General features: G+C 70.3%; 16 protein-coding genes. 6 read left to right on the forward strand and 10 right to left on the reverse strand.

Annotation, left to right across the window (positions count from 1 at the left end; genetic code table 11):
• Positions 1 to 5 precede the first annotated feature (5 nt).
• The gene (locus ACYVAK_RS11645) at positions 6 to 566 is read left to right on the forward strand and encodes a DUF805 domain-containing protein (RefSeq protein WP_461061135.1); all 561 of its coding nucleotides are present in this window, start codon (positions 6 to 8) and stop codon (positions 564 to 566) included.
• A 10-nt stretch (positions 567 to 576) separates the two neighbouring features.
• Here the strand turns inward: ACYVAK_RS11645 and ACYVAK_RS11650 are convergent, their stop codons facing one another.
• From ACYVAK_RS11650 to ACYVAK_RS11670, 5 genes are all read right to left on the reverse strand, one after another.
• Positions 577 to 1,269, reverse strand: coding sequence for a hypothetical protein (locus ACYVAK_RS11650; RefSeq protein ID WP_461061137.1), 693 nt, complete (start codon positions 1,267 to 1,269; stop codon positions 577 to 579).
• A gap of 14 nt (positions 1,270 to 1,283) precedes the next feature.
• On the reverse strand, positions 1,284 to 1,862 hold the full coding sequence (locus ACYVAK_RS11655) for an RNA polymerase sigma factor (RefSeq protein ID WP_461061139.1): 579 nt from the start codon (positions 1,860 to 1,862) through the stop codon (positions 1,284 to 1,286).
• 32 nt (positions 1,863 to 1,894) lie between these two features.
• Positions 1,895 to 2,236, reverse strand: coding sequence for a hypothetical protein (locus tag ACYVAK_RS11660; protein ID WP_461061141.1), 342 nt, complete (start codon positions 2,234 to 2,236; stop codon positions 1,895 to 1,897).
• A gap of 23 nt (positions 2,237 to 2,259) precedes the next feature.
• Positions 2,260 to 2,664: a nucleoside diphosphate kinase regulator gene (gene rnk, locus ACYVAK_RS11665; protein ID WP_461061143.1), complete on the reverse strand. Its 405-nt coding sequence runs from the start codon at positions 2,662 to 2,664 to the stop codon at positions 2,260 to 2,262.
• Positions 2,665 to 2,776: 112 nt separating this feature from the next.
• Complete coding sequence (locus ACYVAK_RS11670; RefSeq protein ID WP_461061145.1) at positions 2,777 to 3,787, reverse strand: LysR family transcriptional regulator; 1,011 nt, start codon at positions 3,785 to 3,787, stop codon at positions 2,777 to 2,779.
• A gap of 145 nt (positions 3,788 to 3,932) precedes the next feature.
• On the opposite strand from ACYVAK_RS11670, the gene aceB reads away from it, so the two are divergent.
• Together aceB and aceA are read left to right on the forward strand one after the other, a co-directional pair.
• Positions 3,933 to 5,618, forward strand: coding sequence for a malate synthase A (gene aceB, locus ACYVAK_RS11675; protein ID WP_461061147.1), 1,686 nt, complete (start codon positions 3,933 to 3,935; stop codon positions 5,616 to 5,618).
• 95 nt (positions 5,619 to 5,713) lie between these two features.
• A complete protein-coding gene (aceA, locus tag ACYVAK_RS11680) occupies positions 5,714 to 7,015 on the forward strand; it encodes an isocitrate lyase (RefSeq protein WP_461061149.1) in 1,302 nt (433 codons plus the stop codon).
• 104 nt (positions 7,016 to 7,119) lie between these two features.
• Here aceA and ACYVAK_RS11685 read toward each other — a convergent pair whose 3' ends face one another.
• From ACYVAK_RS11685 to ubiK, 4 genes are all read right to left on the reverse strand, one after another.
• Complete coding sequence (locus tag ACYVAK_RS11685; RefSeq protein WP_461061151.1) at positions 7,120 to 10,446, reverse strand: S8 family serine peptidase; 3,327 nt, start codon at positions 10,444 to 10,446, stop codon at positions 7,120 to 7,122.
• A 210-nt stretch (positions 10,447 to 10,656) separates the two neighbouring features.
• Positions 10,657 to 12,420 (reverse strand): potassium/proton antiporter, encoded by a 1,764-nt coding sequence (locus ACYVAK_RS11690; RefSeq protein WP_461061153.1) that lies wholly within the window; start codon positions 12,418 to 12,420, stop codon positions 10,657 to 10,659.
• Complete coding sequence (locus tag ACYVAK_RS11695) at positions 12,407 to 14,035, reverse strand: YifB family Mg chelatase-like AAA ATPase (protein ID WP_461061155.1); 1,629 nt, start codon at positions 14,033 to 14,035, stop codon at positions 12,407 to 12,409. The genes ACYVAK_RS11690 and ACYVAK_RS11695 overlap by 14 nt, the downstream gene beginning before the upstream one ends.
• A gap of 9 nt (positions 14,036 to 14,044) precedes the next feature.
• Positions 14,045 to 14,314: a ubiquinone biosynthesis accessory factor UbiK gene (ubiK, locus tag ACYVAK_RS11700; protein ID WP_461061157.1), complete on the reverse strand. Its 270-nt coding sequence runs from the start codon at positions 14,312 to 14,314 to the stop codon at positions 14,045 to 14,047.
• 215 nt (positions 14,315 to 14,529) lie between these two features.
• On the opposite strand from ubiK, the gene ACYVAK_RS11705 reads away from it, so the two are divergent.
• Entirely contained in the window at positions 14,530 to 15,888 is a 1,359-nt protein-coding gene (locus ACYVAK_RS11705) for an ammonium transporter (RefSeq protein WP_461061159.1), read from the forward strand.
• A 68-nt stretch (positions 15,889 to 15,956) separates the two neighbouring features.
• A complete protein-coding gene (locus ACYVAK_RS11710; protein WP_297867625.1) occupies positions 15,957 to 16,295 on the forward strand; it encodes a P-II family nitrogen regulator in 339 nt (112 codons plus the stop codon).
• Between the two features lie 73 nt (positions 16,296 to 16,368).
• Here ACYVAK_RS11710 and speE read toward each other — a convergent pair whose 3' ends face one another.
• Positions 16,369 to 17,226, reverse strand: a complete 858-nt coding sequence (speE, locus tag ACYVAK_RS11715) for a polyamine aminopropyltransferase (RefSeq protein ID WP_461061162.1) — start codon at positions 17,224 to 17,226, stop codon at positions 16,369 to 16,371.
• Between the two features lie 240 nt (positions 17,227 to 17,466).
• On the opposite strand from speE, the gene speA reads away from it, so the two are divergent.
• Positions 17,467 to 19,383, forward strand: coding sequence for an arginine decarboxylase (gene speA / locus ACYVAK_RS11720; RefSeq protein WP_461061164.1), 1,917 nt, complete (start codon positions 17,467 to 17,469; stop codon positions 19,381 to 19,383).

Consider the following 19,383-nt stretch of genomic DNA (forward strand, 5'->3'; position numbering starts at 1 on the left):
CTCCCATGCACATCGACAGCGCCCGCCTCCGCGAACTGCGCGCCGCCAAGCGGTGGTCGCAGGAGCAGCTGGCCGAGCTCAGTGGCCTGAACCTCCGCACCATCCAGCGCCTCGAATCCGGCGCCAAGGTCTCGACCGAATCCCTGCGCGCCCTCGCGGCGGTGTTCGAGGTGCCGGCCGAGAGCCTGCTGGTGACGGCGCCCACACCGCTCACCGGTTCACAGCCGGCACTGGCGGCGATGCGCGAGGGCGTCGTCCGCGGGCTCGACTTCACCAGCACCACCGCCCGCGCCGACTACTGGTGGTTCTTCCTCGCCGTGGTGATGGTGCTCGCCGCCGCCCAGCTGTTGGCGGAGTCGTTCGGCGCCCTGATCTTCCGGTTCACGCAACTGGTCGTACTGTTGCCCCTCGGTGCCGCCAGCGCCCGCCGCCTGCGCGACGCCGGACTGAGCCCGTGGTGGACCTTGATCGCGTTCGCACCGGTCGCGGGGATCGTGGTGCTGCTTTACCTGCACACCTTCCCGAGCAAGGCCGCCGAGGTCCCGGTGGACGCGACCGCGAGCTGAGGCCCGGAGCTCAGCGGCCTTCGGCCTCGAAGGCCCGCAGGTCCGCCAGCGCGAGCTCGGCGCGACGCACGCTCTGGCCGGCGGGGTCGGCCCGCATCGCCGCCGCGAGTCGCGGTTGGCGATACACCCAGCGCAGACCAGCACCGATCAGCGCGGTGAAGACGATGCCGGAAGCGATCCATGCGCCGACGAGTTCCGGTCGTTCGGTCCAGAGGTCGACGCCGGCGGCGGCGAAGCCCATCAGCAGCAGCGGCACCCAGATCACGCCGCCGGCGAGGCCCAGCACCCAGCCGACTGTTTCGCGCCAGCGCCTTAGCGCGGCGAGGGCGCCCTGCATATCGAGCACCGCACCGGTCATCCGCACGCGGCGGATCAGCGAGAGTTCTTGGCCGGCGGAGGCGATCAGCGCGACGGCATAGGCCTGCACCAGCACGCCGTAGACGATGAACTGCGCGCCGGCGTCCATGCGCTTCGCCCAGAAGGCGACGGCGATCGTCGCGAGCACGACGCCGGCGATCGCCTGCACCCCGAGGCCAATGGCCAGCGGGCGCAGCGCGCGGCGGCTGGCGAGTTGCCCGGCTTGGGCGCGGGCTTCGGCCTCGCGGGCGCGCTTAAGCGCGTTGGCGTCGCTCTGCAGCGCTTCGATGCGTGCCAGCCGCTCGTCGAGCGACTTCCAAGCGGTCTTCAGGGTGTCGAGGTCCATGGCGATCTCCACGATCAGGGGTCCAGTTGGGTGCGCAGCCGCGCCTTCAAGCGATTGAGGCGCACGCCGACATTGCTTTCGGACAGGCCGAGCACGTCGCCGATCTCGCGGTAGGGCAGGTCGTCGAGCCAGAGCAGCAGCAGCGCGCGGTTCAGCGGGTCGAGGCCGGCGATGACGCGGTGCAGGTCGCGCTGCTGCGCGATCTGTTCCGGCGTGGCGCCGGGGTCGATGAGGTGGTCGAGCGGGTCGTACGAGGCGTCGTCGTCGGGCGAGTCCGTCGCGCCCGAGGGGCCGCGCCCCGGGGCGCGCATCGCGCCGCCGCCTCGGGCCTGCGTCGCGCGCCGGCCGCTCAGGGCGACGTTGAGCGCCACGCGGTAGGCCCAGGTGGCGAAAGGCCGTTCGCCGTCCCATTGCGGGAACACCGCCCAGAGCTGGGCGGCCATGTCCTGCTCGAGGTCGGCGCGGTCGGCCGGGCAGTCGCTGAAGCCCCAAGCGATCTTGCGCAGTAGGCCGCGGTGCTGGCCGAGCAGCAGCGCGAAGCGTTCGCGGCGGGCGTCGAGGGCGTCGGTCATCGGGGCGGTGAGGGCGTCCATGCCGGGGTGATACGCGGCCAGCGCTGCCGTCCTTACACCGTCGTGCCGGGCCGGTCGACGATCGCCAGCAAGATCGCCGGCGCGTCCGTGGCGAGCGGGAGCAGTATGTCCGCTTCCACCAAGGCGCCTTCGGGGCAACGACCTTGCAGCTGTCGAAGCGCGTCGTCATCGGCTTCGCCGACCAGTCGCAGATCGCCGCCCTGCGGGTAACCGTCCACCACCCACCACGACGCCAGCGTGAGCTGCACCGTCCAGCGTGGGGCGTCCCGACGCGTGGCGCAGGGGCCGGGCCAGGCCACGACGCCGCGGATGCGGAGCCGCAGCCCTTGGCTCCGGCGCCGCCACGGCCAGAAGCCTTCGAACCACCCTGCCATGCCGGTTCGCGTGTCGCCGGGCGTCAGGGGTTCGCGTGGTCCGTGGGCGCCGTGACCGAGGTGACGCGGAAGCGCGTGGTCCGGCCGCCGGGCAGGGGCCATTCGATGGATTGCCCGACCGACAGGCCGATCAGGGCCGCCCCGGCCGGCGAGAGGATCGAGACATCGCCCGCCTGCTGCCCGGCCTCTTGCGGGTACACGAGGCGTGCCTCGTGCGTCGCCCCGCTGTCCTCGTCAATGAAGCCGACGCGCGAATGCATGGTCACGACGTCGCCGGGCATCGCCGACGGCTCGCGAAGCTCGGCGCGCGCGAGCTCTTCTTCGAGTTTGGCGACCACGTCGGCGGCCTCGTCGCCGGCGTGCTCCAGCACGGCTTCGAGGCGACGGGCGACGTCGGTAGCGATCAGGATTGGTGGTGGCAGGCCCATGGTGGTGCTCCTAAAGCGAAAGGGCAGGCGCCGGAGCACCTGCCCTTGGATCAACGGATTGTGTGCGAACACGCTAGCCCCACCGCGGCGCAAGGTCAAACCCGCGCGCGGTTCAGCGCTCCGAATGCCCCGCCTCGAACCAGTCCTTGCGCTTGAACAGCCCCGGCTTGATCAGGTCGACGAAGGCGCGCGCCGGGCCGGTCAGTGATCGCCCTTTGCGCACCAGCACGCCGTAGGTGCGCGAGGGGAAGTACTCGCGAAGCGGCCGCGCCACGAGGCGCGCCCTGTCGGCGTCGGTGAGGCACAGCGCGGAAACGACCGAGATGCCGAGGTCCTGCGCGACGTACTGCTTGATCACTTCCCAGCCGCCGACCTCGATCGCGACCTGGTACGGCACGCGGCGCTGTTCGAAGGCGGTGGTCACCATGCGCCAGGTCGAAAGCTGCTTCGGCGGCAGGATCAGGCCGTGCGGCGACAGGTCCTCGAGCTTGATCGCGGATTTCTTCGCCAGCGGATGCTGCGGCGCGGTGATCAGCATCGCGTCGAAGCGCTGCAGCGGCGCGTAGTCGAGGTCGTTGGGCACTTCCCACATCGCGCCCACGGCGAAATCCACCTCGTCGGCGCGCAGCTTCGCGAGGCCGGCCTGGCCGGTGACGCTGTGCAGGTGGATGCGCACGTCCGGGCGCAGCGCGCGGAAGGCGGCCAGGGGCTCCGGCAGCAGGTGCAGCAGCGTGGAGCTGCCGGCCGCGATGTGCAGCTCACCGCCCTCGAGGCCGGCCTGGCTGCCTCGGAAGGCCTCGTCGAGGCCCTCGAAGCCGTCGATCAGCGGCCGCGCCAGGTCGTAGAGCGCCTGCCCGTCGCGGGTCAGCGACAGGCGCCGACCGACGCGCTCCAGCAGGGGCACGCCGTAGTGGCTTTCCAGCGCCTTGAGCTGGAGGGACACGGCCGGCTGGCTGAGGAACAGGGCCTCCGCGGCGCGGCTCACCGAGCCCAGTCGGGCCACCTGGCAGAAGGCCTGCAAGGGCTTGAGGCGGCTGCCCTTGTAGTAGAAGCGCCCTGAATCGACCTCGGGATTCCGCTCCGTAGCCGCCTTTTGAGCGCGCTTTCGCGTCACGTTGGCCATGGTTTCCGATGTGTATTTGCTTAACTCATACATCGTATCCACAGATTTGCTTTGTCAACAATCGCTCCGAGGGTGAGCTTGGGGTCCATGCCCGACGCCCGTCGCGTCCGGCCCCTGACCCCGCCCCACGGACCCGCCTCGCCCCATGAGCACCGCCACCGAGCCCACCCGCACCCCCGACGCCACCTCGCCAACCGCCAGCGGCTTCCGCCGCGTCGGCCGCCCGGTCGAGGGCGAGGCCACGATCCTGGTGCCGGAGCTGCAGGCCCTGCTCACCGACCTGCACCGCCTGTTCGAGCCGGCCCGCCGCCAGCGCCTGGCCGCCCGCGTCGCCCGCCAGGCCGAGTTCGATGCCGGGATGCTGCCGGACTTCCGCGCCGACACGCGTTCGATTCGGGAAGGCGACTGGACCGTGGCGCCGATCCCGGCGGCCCTGCAGGACCGCCGCGTCGAGATCACCGGCCCGGTCGACCCGAAGATGGTCATCAACGCGCTGAACTCGGGCGCGAACTGTTTCATGGCCGACTTCGAGGACAGCAACGCGCCGTCCTTCGCCAACCAGATCACCGGCCAGCGCGCCTTGCGCGACGCCGTCGACGGCATCCTGACCTTTACCGCGCCGGAGACCGGCAAGCGCTACGCGCTCGACCCGGCCAGCAAGACCGTGCTGATCGTCCGTCCGCGTGGCTGGCACCTCGACGAGGTGCACGTGACGGTCGACGGCCAGCCGATGGGCGGTGGCCTGTTCGACCTCGCCACCTTCGCCTTCCACAACGCCAAGACGCTCGCCTGGCGCGAGCGCGGCCCGTACTTCTACCTGCCGAAAATGGAGTGCATGGAGGAAGCGCGCCTGTGGGACGAGGTGATGGCCTTCCTCGAAGTGCGCCTCAACCTGCCGGTGGGCACGATGAAGGCGACGGTGCTGATCGAAACGCTGCCCGCGGTGTTCGAGATGCACGAGATCCTGCACGCACTCCGCGGCCGCATCGTCGGCCTGAACTGCGGCCGCTGGGACTACATCTTCAGCTGGCTGAAGACGCTGCGCCGCCACGCCGACAAGGTGCTGCCGGAGCGCGGCCAGGTGACGATGGCCCAGCCCTTCCTGAAGGCCTATTCGGAACTGCTGATCCAGACCTGCCACCGCCGCGGTGCGCATGCGATGGGCGGCATGGCGGCCCAGATCCCGATCAAGGGCGATGACGAGGCCAACGAGCGCGCCATGCAGCGGGTGCGCACCGACAAGCTGCGCGAGGTCACCGCCGGCCACGACGGCACCTGGGTGGCGCACCCGGCGCTGATCCCGATCGCGCGCGAGGTCTTCGACGCGCACATGCCGACGCCGAACCAGCACCACGTCAAGCGCGAGGACGTGCAGGTGACGCGCGACGACCTGCTGAAGCCCTCGCTCGGCACCATCACTCGCGCCGGCTTCGACAACAACGTCGACGTCTGCGTGCGCTACATGGCGGCGTGGCTGGCCGGCAGCGGCTGCGTGCCGATCCACCACCTGATGGAGGACGCGGCCACCGCCGAGATCAGCCGCACCCAGCTGTGGCGCTGGCTGCACCACCCGCAGATCGCGGCGAAGAACGGCGTTCCCGCCGAGCCGCTGCACCTCGACGACGGGACGCCGGTGGATTGGGCGCTGTTCGAGCGCGCCCTGATCAACCTGCCGTCCGTGATCGGCGACCGCCGCGTGATCACCGGTGGCGAGCGCCTCGATGCCGCCATTGCCCTGCTCGACCGCCTCACCCACGCCGACACGCTGGAAGCCTTCCTTACCAGCGCTGCCTACCCGCAGCTCGTCCAGAGCGAACTCCACCCCAGCTGACGCGCAACCGCACTCACTCGTTCCTCTCTTCTCGCTTCATCACGCTCTTCTTCCTCTCCTCGCCCCACCCCTCCTTACCCGCCAAGGACTCCGCCATGAGCACGCTGCCGACCGCCGACCAACTGAAGCACGACTGGGCCACCAACCCCCGCTGGAAGGGCGTGACCCGCAACTACACCGCCCACGACGTCGTGCGCCTCCGCGGCACCGTTCCGGTCGAGCACAGCATCGCCAAGCTTGGCGCGCAGAAGCTGTGGCGCTACCTGCAGACGGAAGACTTCATCAACGCGCTCGGCGCGCTGACCGGCAACCAGGCCATGCAGCAGGTCAAGGCCGGCCTGAAGGCCATCTACCTCTCCGGCTGGCAGGTCGCCGCCGACGCCAACCTCGCCGGCGAGATGTACCCCGACCAGTCGCTGTACCCGGCCAACTCGGTGCCGCAGGTGGTCAAGCGCATCAACAACACGCTGCTGCGCGCCGACCAGATCCAGTGCGCCGAAGGCCAGGGCGACATCGACTACCTGCAGCCGATCGTGGCCGATGCCGAGGCCGGCTTCGGCGGCGTGCTGAACGCCTTCGAGCTGATGAAGGCGATGATCGAGGCCGGCGCCTCGGGCGTGCACTTCGAGGACCAGCTGGCGTCGGTGAAGAAGTGCGGCCACATGGGCGGCAAGGTGCTGGTGCCGACCCGCGAGGCCATCGAGAAGCTCAACGCCGCGCGCCTCGCCGCCGACGTCATGGGCGTGCCGACGCTGATCGTCGCGCGCACCGACGCCGAAGCCGCCGACCTCCTCACCTCCGACATCGACGCCAACGACCGCCCGTTCTGCACCGGCGAGCGCACCGTCGAGGGCTTCTACAAGACGCGCCCAGGTGCGGAGCAGGCGATCAGCCGCGGCCTCGCCTACGCGCCCTACGCCGACCTGGTGTGGTGCGAGACCGGCAAGCCGGACCTCGCCTTCGCCAAGCGCTTCGCCGAGGCCATCCACGCCAAGTACCCGGGCAAGTTGCTGGCCTACAACTGTTCGCCGTCCTTCAACTGGAAGAAGAACCTCGACGACGCCACCATCGCGCGCTTCCAGAAGGAGCTCGCGGCCATGGGCTACAAGTTCCAGTTCATCACCCTGGCCGGCTTCCACAGCCTCAACTACGGCATGTTCGACCTGGCCCACGGCTATGCCCGCCGCCAGATGAGCGCCTTCGTCGAGCTGCAGGAGCGTGAGTTCGCCGCCGCCGAGCGTGGCTTCACCGCGGTGAAGCACCAGCGCGAAGTCGGCACCGGCTACTTCGACGCGGTCACGCAGACCATCCAGAGCGGCCAGAGCTCGACCACGGCGATGCGCGGCAGCACCGAGGAAGAGCAGTTCCACGGCGAGAAGGAGACCGTCGCGGCCTGAGCCGCGGCGGCCGGCCCCGAGCGGAGGCGGGGCCGGCACGCCTTCCCGTGGTGAAAAAAGAACGGGCCCCGAAGGGCCCGTTCTCATTTCTGCCGTTGTGAGCCTTACGGCGTCACGGTCAGGTTCACGCGGACCGTCGCCGACGCACGGGCGGGATCGTTGCTGCCGAGGCAGACGAAGCCCGAGTAGCTGCCCGGAGCGAGGCCGGCCGTGTTGACGTTGACGGTCACCGTGGCCGGGGCGCCGGCCGCGGCGCGGCCGGAGACCGGCAACACGCTGCTGATCCACGGCGCGCCACAGCTGACCGTGCCGTTGAGCGTGAACGCGAGGCCTGCCGGCGCGCCGGCCGGGGTGGCCCAGACGTTGTCCGGGGCCGGGTTGCTGGGGACGATGGTGCGCGGTGCCGTCCCGTTGCCCTGCTGCGAGAAGAACCAGGCAAAGCGGTTGGCGAACACCGCGTTCACCTGCGGCACCAGCCAATAGCGGCCCGGCTGCAGCGTCACGCTCTGGCCCGCAGCGGCGAGGTTCAAGCGGAGAACGCCGCCGGCGGTGCTGATGCCCGGCGAATTGGCCGGAGCGGCGTAGCGCCACACCGCCGCGTTCGGCGAGGTGTCCGGGTCGCCCGCCGGCACGCCGCCCGCGTCGGCGAAGATCGACCAGCCGATCACCGTCGTCGCCGGGATGGTGCCGGTGCCGAGCACGAAGCCTTCGTTGGTGATGCTGGACAGCGTGGTCGGCTGCGTCACGACAAAATCATCGGCGGCGAACTGGCCGATGCCCAAGTCGCTGTAGCGGCCGGTGGCGTAGCCGCTCTGGGCGCCTGCGCCGCTCTGCGCGACGACGGCGCCGGTGCCGGTGCCGGTGGTACGCGTGCTGAAGTCGACCGGGTTGCTGTTGCTCCACAGGGTGAAGTTGGCGCTGCGCGTCGTATTCGCGGGGACGCTGACGGCGACCGTCTCGGTGCTCAGGCCCAGCTCCGGCGCGCGGACGGCGACGGCGATCGGCAGGCGCAGGGTCGGCGAGCGGGTGGTGGCGTCATCCCCGGTGGAGGTGAGGGTCAGCGTCCCGAAGCGGTAGCTGCCGTCAACCGGCTGGCCCGCGGTGTTCACCGTGATGGTGACCGTCTGCGTGCCGAACGGGGCGATGGTGAACACCGGCGTGCTGATCGTGCCGGTGACGCCCGACAGCGACAGGCTGAAGGTCTGGAACGTCCCGCGGGTGCTGCGGAACGTGCGGGTGAACGTGCATGTGGTCGGCCCGCAGCCGCGATTCGCCAGGCTCGCGAGGTTGAGCTGCGACACGTCGCCGCCAAGGGCCGGGTTCGCGGCCAGGTAGTCCGCGCGCTGTTCGTCGAGCACGAGGCCGGTTTTCGCGGCGGCGTCCACCTGGACGCGGCCGGCGCCGGCCTGGAAGGGCGTGGCCGGCGCGCCGGTCTCGTTCCGCACGCCTTGGGTGGCCGTCATCATCAGGGCCGACTTGATCTCGGCCGGGGTCCAGGTCGGGAACAGTTGGCGCAGCAGTGCGCCGCTGCCCGCCACCTGTGGCGACGACATCGAGGTGCCGCTGAGGAAGCCGATGGTCTGGGCGCAGGCCGCCGTGTTCCACTGCGCCGGATTGGTGCAGGTCACCGGCTCGAGGATGTTCACGCCGTGGCCGGTGATGTCCGGCTTGAGCACCGAGAACGCCGCCGGGCCGCGCGAGCTGAAAGCCGCCAGCTGGTCCGCCGCGTTGTCGATCCGCGTGGCCGGGAAGGGCACCGTGGCGGCGAGCGCCGGGTTCGACACGGTGAGCGCCTGCAGCGCCACGCCGCTGTCCTGCGCCATGCCGAACACCGGCACGGTGGCGCCCGGTACCGACGGGGCGATGCCGCCCGCGGCGTTGTTGACGATGATCACGGCGCGCGCGCCGGCCGCCGTCGCGTTCGCCACTTTCTCGGTGAAGGCGCAGGTGCCGCGACGCACGAGCGCGATGCGGTTGCTGAAGAAGCCCGCCGGGAAGGCGCCGCTCGCCGTGCAGCCGTCGGCCGCGCCCGTGAAGCCCGGGCCGGCGCGGAGCACGGTGCTCGGGATCGGCCCGCCCAGCTCGACGCCGCCGGTCCCCGCGTTCAGGAGGATCGTCGACAGGTTCGCGGGCACGCCGGCGCCGCTGACGTTGAGTCCGAACTCGTACCCCGCGCGGCCGGACTGCGCCGCGGCGACGGTCATCACCCACGGCTGGCTGTGGCCGTTGGTGGACGGGTTCGGGCCGCTGTTGCCGGCCGAGGCCGAGACGAAGATCCCGGCATCGGTCGCGGCGAGGAAGGCCTGCGAGATCGCCTCCGACCACGGCTGCGCGCCGCCGCCGATCGAGTAGTTGATCACGTCGACGCCGTCGGCGATCGCCTGGTTGATCGAGGCCAGTGTCGAGACGTTCGGGCACAGCCCCTGGCCGGTCGCGGTGTTGGTGTAGCAGGCGTCGTAGGCGATCACGTTGGCCCGCGGCGCGATGCCCGACAGCGTGATCGTGTTGCCGCGGAACGTCGCCGTGCGGACGTTGCCCGCGGTGGTGCCGGCCGTGTGCGTGCCGTGGCTGTTGCTGTCGCCGAAGCCGGGCTCCTCCGCGACGTTCGCCGTGCCGCAGAGGTTGGCCGGAGGGCCGCAGACGAAATCGTAGCCGCCGATCAGCTTGTCGTTGCAGCGGCCGGCATCGACGCCGCCGGCTGCGCAGGTGCCGAGGTAGTTGCCTTCGCCCAGCGGATTCTTGATCTCATGGCCGGTGGCCGGCTCGGTGCCGGCGAAGGACGGGCTGGCGAAATTGATGCCGGAATCGATGATGCCGACCACCACGCCCTCGCCTTTGGCGCGGCGGTTGTACACCGACACTTCGGTCCGGCCGCGGCTGATGAACGCCGCGCGGTGGAAACCGGTGCCATCCTCCCAGACCTTGTCCGCGCCGATCACTGCGGGAGCGACTTCGTCGTCCAGCGCGTACTCGGTGTAGGGCTCCACCAGCGTGACCGCCGGATCGTTGGCGAGCGCGGCTGCTTCGGCCGGGGTGAGCTCGGCGACGATACCGTTGAACGCGTGCTGCATCCGGTGCTGCACCGCGAAGTTGCGCCCCACGCGCGACTTGAGCCGTGCCTCGTTCGTGCGCTGCTGGCCTTCCAGCTGGGTGGCATAGGCCTCGACGGCCGCGTCGACGTCGACGCCCGGCTTGCCGAGCAGGGGCGGAGCCGGCGCGTCCTGCAACTGCGCTTCGAAGGTGATCGCCGGTGCGTCACGGAATCCCACGATGTACGGCATCCGCCCGGTCGACTCGAACGCCTGCAGGACCGGCGAGGCCGAGGTCGCCACCGGGACGTTCTTCAACGAGGTTGCCTGCGCAGCCCCCGCCATGGCCACCAAGGCCGAAGACACCGCGATCGAACACCACTTCTGTTGCAAGCGACGCATGGTTGACTCCCCAACGAAACGTTTCAGATGAAGTCCGCGGCCGCTCGGGCCGATGGACGTGGCATCGGCGCCTTGGCGGACTCGCGGGGGCGGGACGATCGGCAGCGGGGGCGCTTCGGTCGTATCGTTACTGTGTAACGTGAATGCCACAGCCCTGCAAGTGCGCAGCGAGCTCTCGCGCGCGCGATCACGCCGCGGTGCTGCGCCGTATCAAAAGGCGCGTTTCAGGCGCTCACGCCATCCTGACATCCAGCGCTGGAGGCGCCCGAGCGAGTCGGTGTGGAACACGATGCCAATCTCCATGGCGCGGCCTTCGCGGATGCGGCGAGCCACCAGCGTGGCACCGCCGAGCGCGATGCGGTCACCGATATGCACCTCGCCTTCGAAGCGCGTCGCGAACATTTCGCTCGCGGTGTGCGCGGCGTAGCGCGGCGGGATCGGAAGCCCGTAGAAGCCGGCGAGTTCGCCGAGCGGCAGGTCGCCCGGCAGGCTGAAGGCGCCAAACGCTTCGTGCTCGGCTTCGCGCGCCTCGTGGCCTTCCGCGAACAGCCAGTCGAGCCGGTAGACCTCGCCAGGCGGGGCGAGGAAGTACGCCGTGTCGCCGGGTGCTGGAGGGCCGGCTTCGTGTGGCAGCAGGATTTGCCCGTCCCGGACGACCATCGCCGCGCGGGCCCAGCCCGGCAGTTCGGCATTCTTGCCCAGCACGGCGCTGGTCGGCCCGACGCGGTAGCCCACCAGCTCGTAGTCGAGCTGCCCGGGCAGGTCGAGCTCGATGCGGCGGGTGGCCGTTTCACGCCGCGGCAATGCAACGCGGAACAGCCGCGCCGCGGGCTTGAGGGTCCAGCCCTGCACCAGCAGCGACGTCACGACCACCACGAACGCGACGTTGAAATACAGGTTCGCGTTCGGCAGGGCCATCAGCAGCGGCAGCGAGGCAAGGAAAATGCCCACGGCGCCACGGAGGCCGACCCAGCCGATGAAGCCGATCTCCCGCTTGTGGAAACCGAACGGCACCAGGCAGGCGGCGACCGCGACGGGGCGGGCCACGAGCATCAGCACCGCGGCGAGCACCAGAGCGGGACCGAGCACGTCCATCAGGGTGGAAGGCACCACCAGCATGCCGAGCAGCAGGAACATGCCGCCTTGGGCCAGCCAGGTCGCAGCGTTGAGCACCGTGGTCACGTTGGCGATGGCGCGTACCGGCCGCTGTCCGACCACCAGTCCAGCCACGTAGACGGCGAGGAAGCCGCTGCCATGGAGAGTATTGGTCACCGCGAACACGCCCACGGCGCCGGCAAGCGCGAACAGCGGGTGCAGGCCCTCGGGCAGGGTGAGGCGATTGAGGCCGAGCGCGATCAGTCGGCCACCGAGCACACCGATGCCGACCCCGAGTCCGATCTGCAGCACCAGCTTGCCGGCGAGTCCGGCCGGGCCGCCGAGATCGCCGATCGAGAGCCAGGTGCACAACAGCACGGTCAGGAAGACCGCCATCGGGTCGTTGCTGCCCGACTCGATCTCGAGCACGCCGTTCACCCGCTTGGGGAGCGCGATCCCGGCCCCGCGCAGGAGGAAGAACACGGCCGCGGCATCGGTCGAGGCCAGGACGGCGCCGAGCAGCAGACCCTCGACCCAGCCAACCTGCAGCAGCCATGCCGCCGCCAGCGCGGTGATCAGGGCGGTGATCGCCACGCCCGCCGTGGCAAGCCAGAGTGCGGGCGCGATGGCCGGTCGAAGCGGCGCAAGCCGGGTCTGGAGCCCGCCATCGAACAGGATGATGGCGAGGGCCAGAGCGCCGATCGCGTAGACGATGCCCGGAGCCATCGAGAAACCGGCCCCCTCGGGACCGAGGGCCACGCCGAGGGCCAGGAACACCAGGAGCAGCGGCGCGCCGAACCGGCGGGCGACCAGGCTGGAGCCGATGCCCAACAGGGCGACGAGGGCGCCGCCCAGAAGCCACGTGTCAGTGCGCGCCAACCACTCCATGCCCCGTCTTGTGCTCCGATCGCGTCGAAGCTTGGAGCTTAGCCTGCAACGGCGGATCCGCGTCGATGCCCGTTGAACGGAAGCCGATGGCTTCGGCCATGTGCGGCAGGTCGACGGCCTCATGGGCTCCGAGGTCGGCGACGGTGCGCGCCACCCGCAACGTGCGATGGACCGCCCGGGCGGACAGCGCGAGCCGATCGGCGGCGCGTTCCAGCAATTGCCGCGCGGCTGGGGTCGCGGCCACCAGCGCGTCGAGTTCGCCCGGTGCGAGGTGCGCGTTCGGTTTCCCTTGGCGCTGCTGCTGGCGTTCGTGCGCGGCCACGACCCGTGAACGAACCGTGGCGCTGGGCTCGCGCGCGTCCGGGCCTGACGTCGTGGCGGTCGTGGCCATCAACGCCGTGGCCGGGATCCTTGCCAGCGTCACGTGCAGGTCGATGCGGTCCAGCAACGGGCCGCTCACTCGGGCCTGGTAGCGCGCGATGGCGTCCGCCGGGCAGTCGCAGCGGCCCGACGGATCACCCGCCCAGCCGCAGGGGCAGGGGTTCATGGCCGTCACCAGCAGGGGGCGTGCGGGGAACACCGCGTGCATCGCCGCGCGCGCGACATGAACATCGCCGGACTCGAGCGGCTCGCGCAGGGCATCCAGGGTGTTTCGGTGCCATTCCGGCAATTCGTCGAGGAACAGCACGCCATGGTGCGCGAGGGACAGCTCGCCGGGTCGCGGAATGCCGCCACCGCCGACCAGGGCCACCGCGCTGGCGCCGTGCAGCGGCGCGCGGAACGGGCGTGACGTCGGCCAGCCGCCGGCGTCGCGCAACGGTGCGGCGAGGCTGCGGATCACCGCCAGCTCCAGGGCTTCCTGCTCCGTGAGGGGCGGCAGCAGCCCCGGAAGACAGCGCGCGAGCAGCGTCTTTCCGCAGCCGGGCGGACCGGTGAAGCGCAGTCCGTGCATGCCGGCTGCCGCGATCTCCAGTGCGCGCTTGCCGAGCCCCTGCCCGACGACGTCAGCGAGATCGGCGCCGTCGTACCGCTGTGAATCGGGCGCGTGGCCCGCCGCGGCACCGGGGAGCGGCGATGGGGTCGGGCGAAGCAGGCGTTCGCCGCGGAGGTGGGCGACGACCTGGGCCAGCGTGCGTGCGCCGAGCACCGTGGCGCCCCTGGCATGGCCGGCATCGGCGGCGTTTTCCTCGGGCAGGATCAGCGCGCGTCCCGCCTTCGCTGCCGCGATGGCGGCCGGCAAAGCGCCGCTGATGCCGCGAAGGGCGCCGGAGAGCGACAACTCCCCGAGGAGCTCGACCTCCTGCAGCGCATCCAGAGGCACTTGGCCGGCCGCGGCCAGGAGCCCGATGGCCATCGGCAGATCGAAGCGTGCACCGTCCTTCGGCAGCTCCGCCGGCGCGAAGTTCACCGTGATGCGCCTGCTTGGCAGTTCGAATTGGCTGGCCTGCAGGGCGGCGCGGATGCGCTCGCGCGACTCGCGGGCCACCGTGCCGGCGAGCCCGGCGATGGTGACCTGCGGCAAGCCGCCGGCCATGAAGACCTCGACGCGCACTTCCGGCGCGCGCACGCCACAGCGTGCACGGGTGTGCACCAGCGCCAACGCCATGGCGGCGACTCAGTCGCGGGTATCGGGCGACGCGGGGCGCGAGGCGGCGTCGAGCGCCTCGAGCTGGCGTTCGAGCGCTTCCAGCTTCTCGCGCGTGCGGCGCAGGACGGCCTTCTGCACTTCGAACTCCTCGCGCGTGACGAGGTCGAGTTTGCCCAAACCCGCCTGCAGGGCGGCACGGAAATTCTTCTCGAGGTCGGCGCGCGCGCCCTCGAGGCCGGGCGGCACGAGGTCGTTGAGCCGGCGGGCGAGGTCGTCGATGGCCTTGAGGTCGATCATGGTGGGGGTCCGTGGGCGGTCGACGACAGCGTGACGGCAGGGGAGTCGCGAGGATGTCGGCGGTCATCGCCGCGACGGGTCGGCCGATACCGCATCGGGCGCGGCCCCCGAGCGAGGGCCCGTATCAGAGCACAGCCGGCGTGACGTAGACAATCGATCGATCTCTGGTCGCATCGAGGGTGGGGATCACTTCACCTGGGGAGACAACGATGCGAATGCGAGTTCGAGGGGAGGGCGCGCTTCGACGCGCCGCGAAAGGGCTGTCGGCGTGGGCGGTCGGCGTGGCCGGACTGACGGCGGCCGGGGCGGCCGTGGCGCAGGACACGCCGATGCTGTCCGCGGGCGATACCGCCTGGATGCTGGTGGCCACGGGCCTGGTGCTGCTGATGACGCTGCCGGGGCTGGCGCTGTTCTACGCCGGCATGGTGCGGGCCAAGAACGTGCTGTCGGTGCTGATGCAGTGCTTTGCGATCGCCGGACTGATCACGGTGCTCTGGGTCGTCTACGGCTACTCGCTGGCCTTCGACACCACGGGGATGGTGGAAGGCGAGGTCAACCTGGCCAGTTTCATCGGTGGCTTCGACAAGGCCTTCCTGTCCGGCGTCACCCGCGAGTCGCTGGTGCTGGCCATCCCAGAAAGCCTGTTCGTGGCCTTCCAGATGACGTTCGCGATCATCACGCCGGCGCTGATCGTCGGTGCCTTCGCCGAACGCATGCGCTTCGCCGCGCTGCTGGTGTTCACGGCGCTGTGGTTCACCTTCGCCTACCTGCCGATCGCGCACATGACTTGGGCCGGCCCGGGCGGCCTGTTCTGGGACTGGGGCGTGCTCGACTTCGCCGGCGGCACGGTCGTGCACATCAACGCGGGCATCGCCGGCCTCGTGGCGGCGATCATGCTCGGCAAGCGCAAGGGTTGGCCGACCACCGCGATGGCCCCACACCACCTCGGCTACACGCTGATCGGCGCCGCCCTGCTGTGGGTGGGCTGGTTCGGCTTCAATGCCGGCAGCGCGGTCGCCGCGAATGGCGGCGCGGCCATGGCCCTGCTGGTCACGCAGATCGCGGCCGCGACGGCGGCCTTGGGCTGGATCGCGGCGGAATGGATCACCCACGGCAAGCCCTCGGTGCTGGGCATCGCCTCGGGCGCGGTGGCGGGCCTCGTGGCCATCACGCCCGCCGCCGGCACGGCCGGCCCGCTCGGCGCACTGGCCATCGGCGCCATTTCGGGCGTGGTGTGCTTCTTCGCCGCCACCAAGCTCAAGCGCATCTTCGGCTACGACGATTCGCTCGACGTGTTCGGCGTGCACGGCGTGGGCGGCATCATCGGCGCCCTGCTGACGGGCGTGTTCGCGTCGGCCGCGTTCGGTGGCGCCGGCCTGTCCGGCGACCGCACGATCGGCGAGCAGGTGTTCTGGCAGGCCGCCGCCGTCGGCATCACCGTGGTGTGGTCGGCGGTGGTCACGGTGATCACGCTGAAGATCGCCGGCCTGTTCGGCGGGCTGCGCGCGACGCCGGAAGAAGAGCAGGAAGGCCTCGACCTGGCCCTTCACGGCGAGTCGGGCTACAACCTCTGATCGCGGCCATGGCGCGAGGCACGCCCCGCGCCGTAGGCTTCGCCATGAACTGACGAAAGGACATCCCGATGAAAATGGTCACGGCCATCATCAAGCCCTTCAAGCTCGACGACGTGCGCGAAGCGCTGTCCGAGGTGGGGGTCACCGGCATCACCGCCACCGAGGTCAAGGGCTTCGGGCGGCAGAAGGGCCACACCGAGCTGTACCGCGGCGCCGAGTACGTCGTCGACTTCCTGCCGAAGATCAAGCTGGAGGTGGCGGTCACCAACGACCAGGTCGACCGCGTGGTCGAAGCCATCGCCGGCGCCGCGAACAGCGGCAAGATCGGCGACGGCAAGATCTTCGTCTACGACCTCGAGCGGGTGATGCGCATCCGCACCGGCGAGCTGGACGGCGACGCGCTCTAAGCCGAGGGATCGGCGCAACGGAAAAGGGCGCCTCGCGGCGCCCTTCTCTTTGGCCTTGCTCGCCTTCCACTTTTTACTTCGCCAGCGCCTTCTCGACGAAGGGCGGCAAGGCGAGCGCGGCTTGGTGGATGGCGGCGCTGTAGTACAGCGTCTCGAACGGGCGCGCGGCGGCGTCCTTCATGCGGAACTGCGTGAGATCACGCGATTCCTTCGACGCGACCAGGCAGCTCCAGTAGCCCGTGGGGTAGCAGGGCTGCGGGAAGGGCAGCACGCGGAAGTCCTGGAAGCCGGCATCGCGCATCGCGGCGCGCATGTCGAGGATGAGATGCATCAGCGCAAGCGGGCTCTCGCTCTGCTGCACGAGCAGGCCGCCCGGCTTCAGCGCGCGCAGGCAGTCTTCGTAGAAGGCGCGGTTGAACAGGCCTTCGGCCGGGCCCACCGGGTCGGTCGAGTCGACGATCACGACATCGATGCTCTCCGCGGCGGCATTCTTCATGTAGGCGATGCCGTCGTCGAACATCACCGTCGCGCGCGGGTCGTCGTTGCTCTCGCACAGCTCGGGGAAGTACTTGCGGGCCATCACCGTGACCTGCTCGTCGATGTCGCACTGCACGGCGGTCTTCACGCCCGGGTGCTTGAGCACTTCGCGCAGCGTGCCGCAGTCGCCGCCGCCGATGATGACGACGTTCTCCGGGTTCGCATGCGTGAACAGCGGCGCGTGCGCCATCATCTCGTGATAGAAAAAGTTGTCGCGCGTGGTGACCATCATCGCGCCGTCGATCAGCATGACCTTGCCCCAGTCGGTGCTGTCATAGACCTCGATCTTCTGGAACGGCGACTGCACCTCGTCCAGCTTCGCCGTCACGCGCAGGCCGAAGGCCGAGCCGGTGTGGTCGAAGGTCTCGTGGAGCCAAGTCGGGGATGAGTTCACTGTCGGTACTCCTCGAAGGAATGAAGGCGAAGCGGATCGGTGGGGAGCGAGCTCTGCGTTGGGCTGGGGCGCGAGCGCTGCTTTGGGGTGGGGCGCGGTCTCGGCCGCCGCGCCGGCGCGCGGGCCCGCCCGGGGGCGCGCAGTCTACCCCCGTTCGGCCGGCGCGGCCCCCGCCAGCGCCCCCCCGTTCACCCCCCGGTCGTACACTACGCGCCCTTTGTTGCCACCTGGCCCCAGCCCATGACCGCCTGGACGCTCGACCGCGCCCGCCACACCTACTCCGTGCCGTACTGGTCCGACGGGTATTTCGACATCGACGGCCGGGGTCGGCTCGTGGCGCGCCCGAACGGCGACGAGGGTCCGGGGATCGCACTCGCCGACGTGGTGGAGCGGGCCCGGGGCATGGGCCACAAGCTGCCCTTGCTGGTGCGCTTCTCCGACGTGCTCGGCCATCGCTTGGCCAAGCTGCAGCACGCTTTCGCGCAGGCCATGCGCGAGCTCGACTACCGCGGCGGCTACACGGCGGTCTATCCGATCAAGGTGAACCAGCACGCCGGCGTGGCCGGCGAGCTGGCGCGCGTGGGCGCCCCGGTGGGCGAGGCCCCGTACACCGCCGATTTCGGCCTCGAGGCCGGCAGCAAGCCGGAGCTGATGGCCGTGCTGGCTTTGGCCCGCCCGGGCAGCATCGTGGTGTGCAACGGCTACAAGGACCGTGAATTCATCCGCCTGGCGCTGATGAGTCGCAAGCTCGGTCTCGACACCATCCTCGTCATCGAGAAGCCCTCGGAAGTGGGGCTGATCATCGAGGAGTCGCGCGCGCTGGGTATCACGCCGGTGGTCGGCATCCGCCTGCGCCTGGCCTCGCTCGGCGCCGGCAAGTGGCAGAACAGCGGCGGCGACAAGGCCAAGTTCGGCCTCTCCCCGCGCCAGGTGCTGGATGCCGTCGACAAGCTGCGGGCCGCGGGCCTCGGCGAGAGCGTCGCGATGCTCCATTTCCACATGGGCTCGCAGATCAGCAACGTGCGCGACATCGCCAGCGGCATGCGCGAGGCGGTGAACTACTTCGTCGAGCTGTCGAAGCGCGGTTGCCCGATCCGCCTGATGGACGCCGGCGGTGGCCTCGGCGTCGACTACGAAGGCACGCGCTCACGCAGCTTCTGCTCGATCAACTACGGGCTCGACCAGTACGCCTACACCCTGCTGCAGCCGCTGGCCGAGGCCTGCGCCGAGCACGCCCTGCCGCAGCCGCGCCTGATCACCGAAGCCGGTCGTGCGATGACCGCCCACCACGCGGTGATGGTGGTGAACGTGTCGGAAGTCGAGCGCGCGCCGGAAGGCCGCGTCGGCCCGGCGCAGGCCGGCGAGCCGGCGGTCATCCGCCACCTGCGCGAAGTGCAGGCCGAGCTCGACGTGCGTCCGCCGGTCGAGCTCTTCCACGAGGCCCAGCACCACCTCGCCGAAGGCCAGACGCTGTTCGCGCTGGGCCAGCTCGGCGTCGAGCAGCGCGCGCAGCTGGATGATCTCTTCTATGCCATCGCCCACGCGGTGCGGCAGCGCCTGTCGGCCGAAGAGAAGAGCCACCGCCCGGTGCTCGACGAGCTCAACGAGCGCCTCGTCGACAAGTACTTCGTCAACTTCTCGGTGTTCGAGTCGATCCCGGACGTCTGGGCCATCGAGCAGGTGTTCCCGATCGTGCCGGTGGAGCGCCTCGATGAGGAGCCCACGCGCCGTGGCGTGATTGCCGACCTCACCTGCGATTCCGACGGCCGCATCGACACCTACGTCGAAAGCGAAGCGCTCGATGCGTCGATGCCGTTGCATGCGCTCAAGCCCGGCGAGTCCTACCTGCTGGCCATCGCGATGGTGGGCGCGTACCAGGAGACGCTGGGCGACATCCACAACCTGTTCGGCGACACCGATACGGTGGCCGTGCACCTCGACGGCGCCGGAGGCTACCGCCTCGACACACAGCGTCGCGGCGACACCACCGACGTGATGCTCGACTATGTCGGCTACAAGCTCGCCGACCTGCGCGTGCGCTATCGCGCCAACGTCGAAGCCGCCAACCTCCCGGAGGCGACGGCGGCCGAGTTCCTCGCGGCCCTCGAAACGGGGCTCACCGGCTACACCTACCTCTCCGAAGAGCCCTTGGAGTGA

This window comes from Silanimonas algicola (assembly GCF_054777375.1).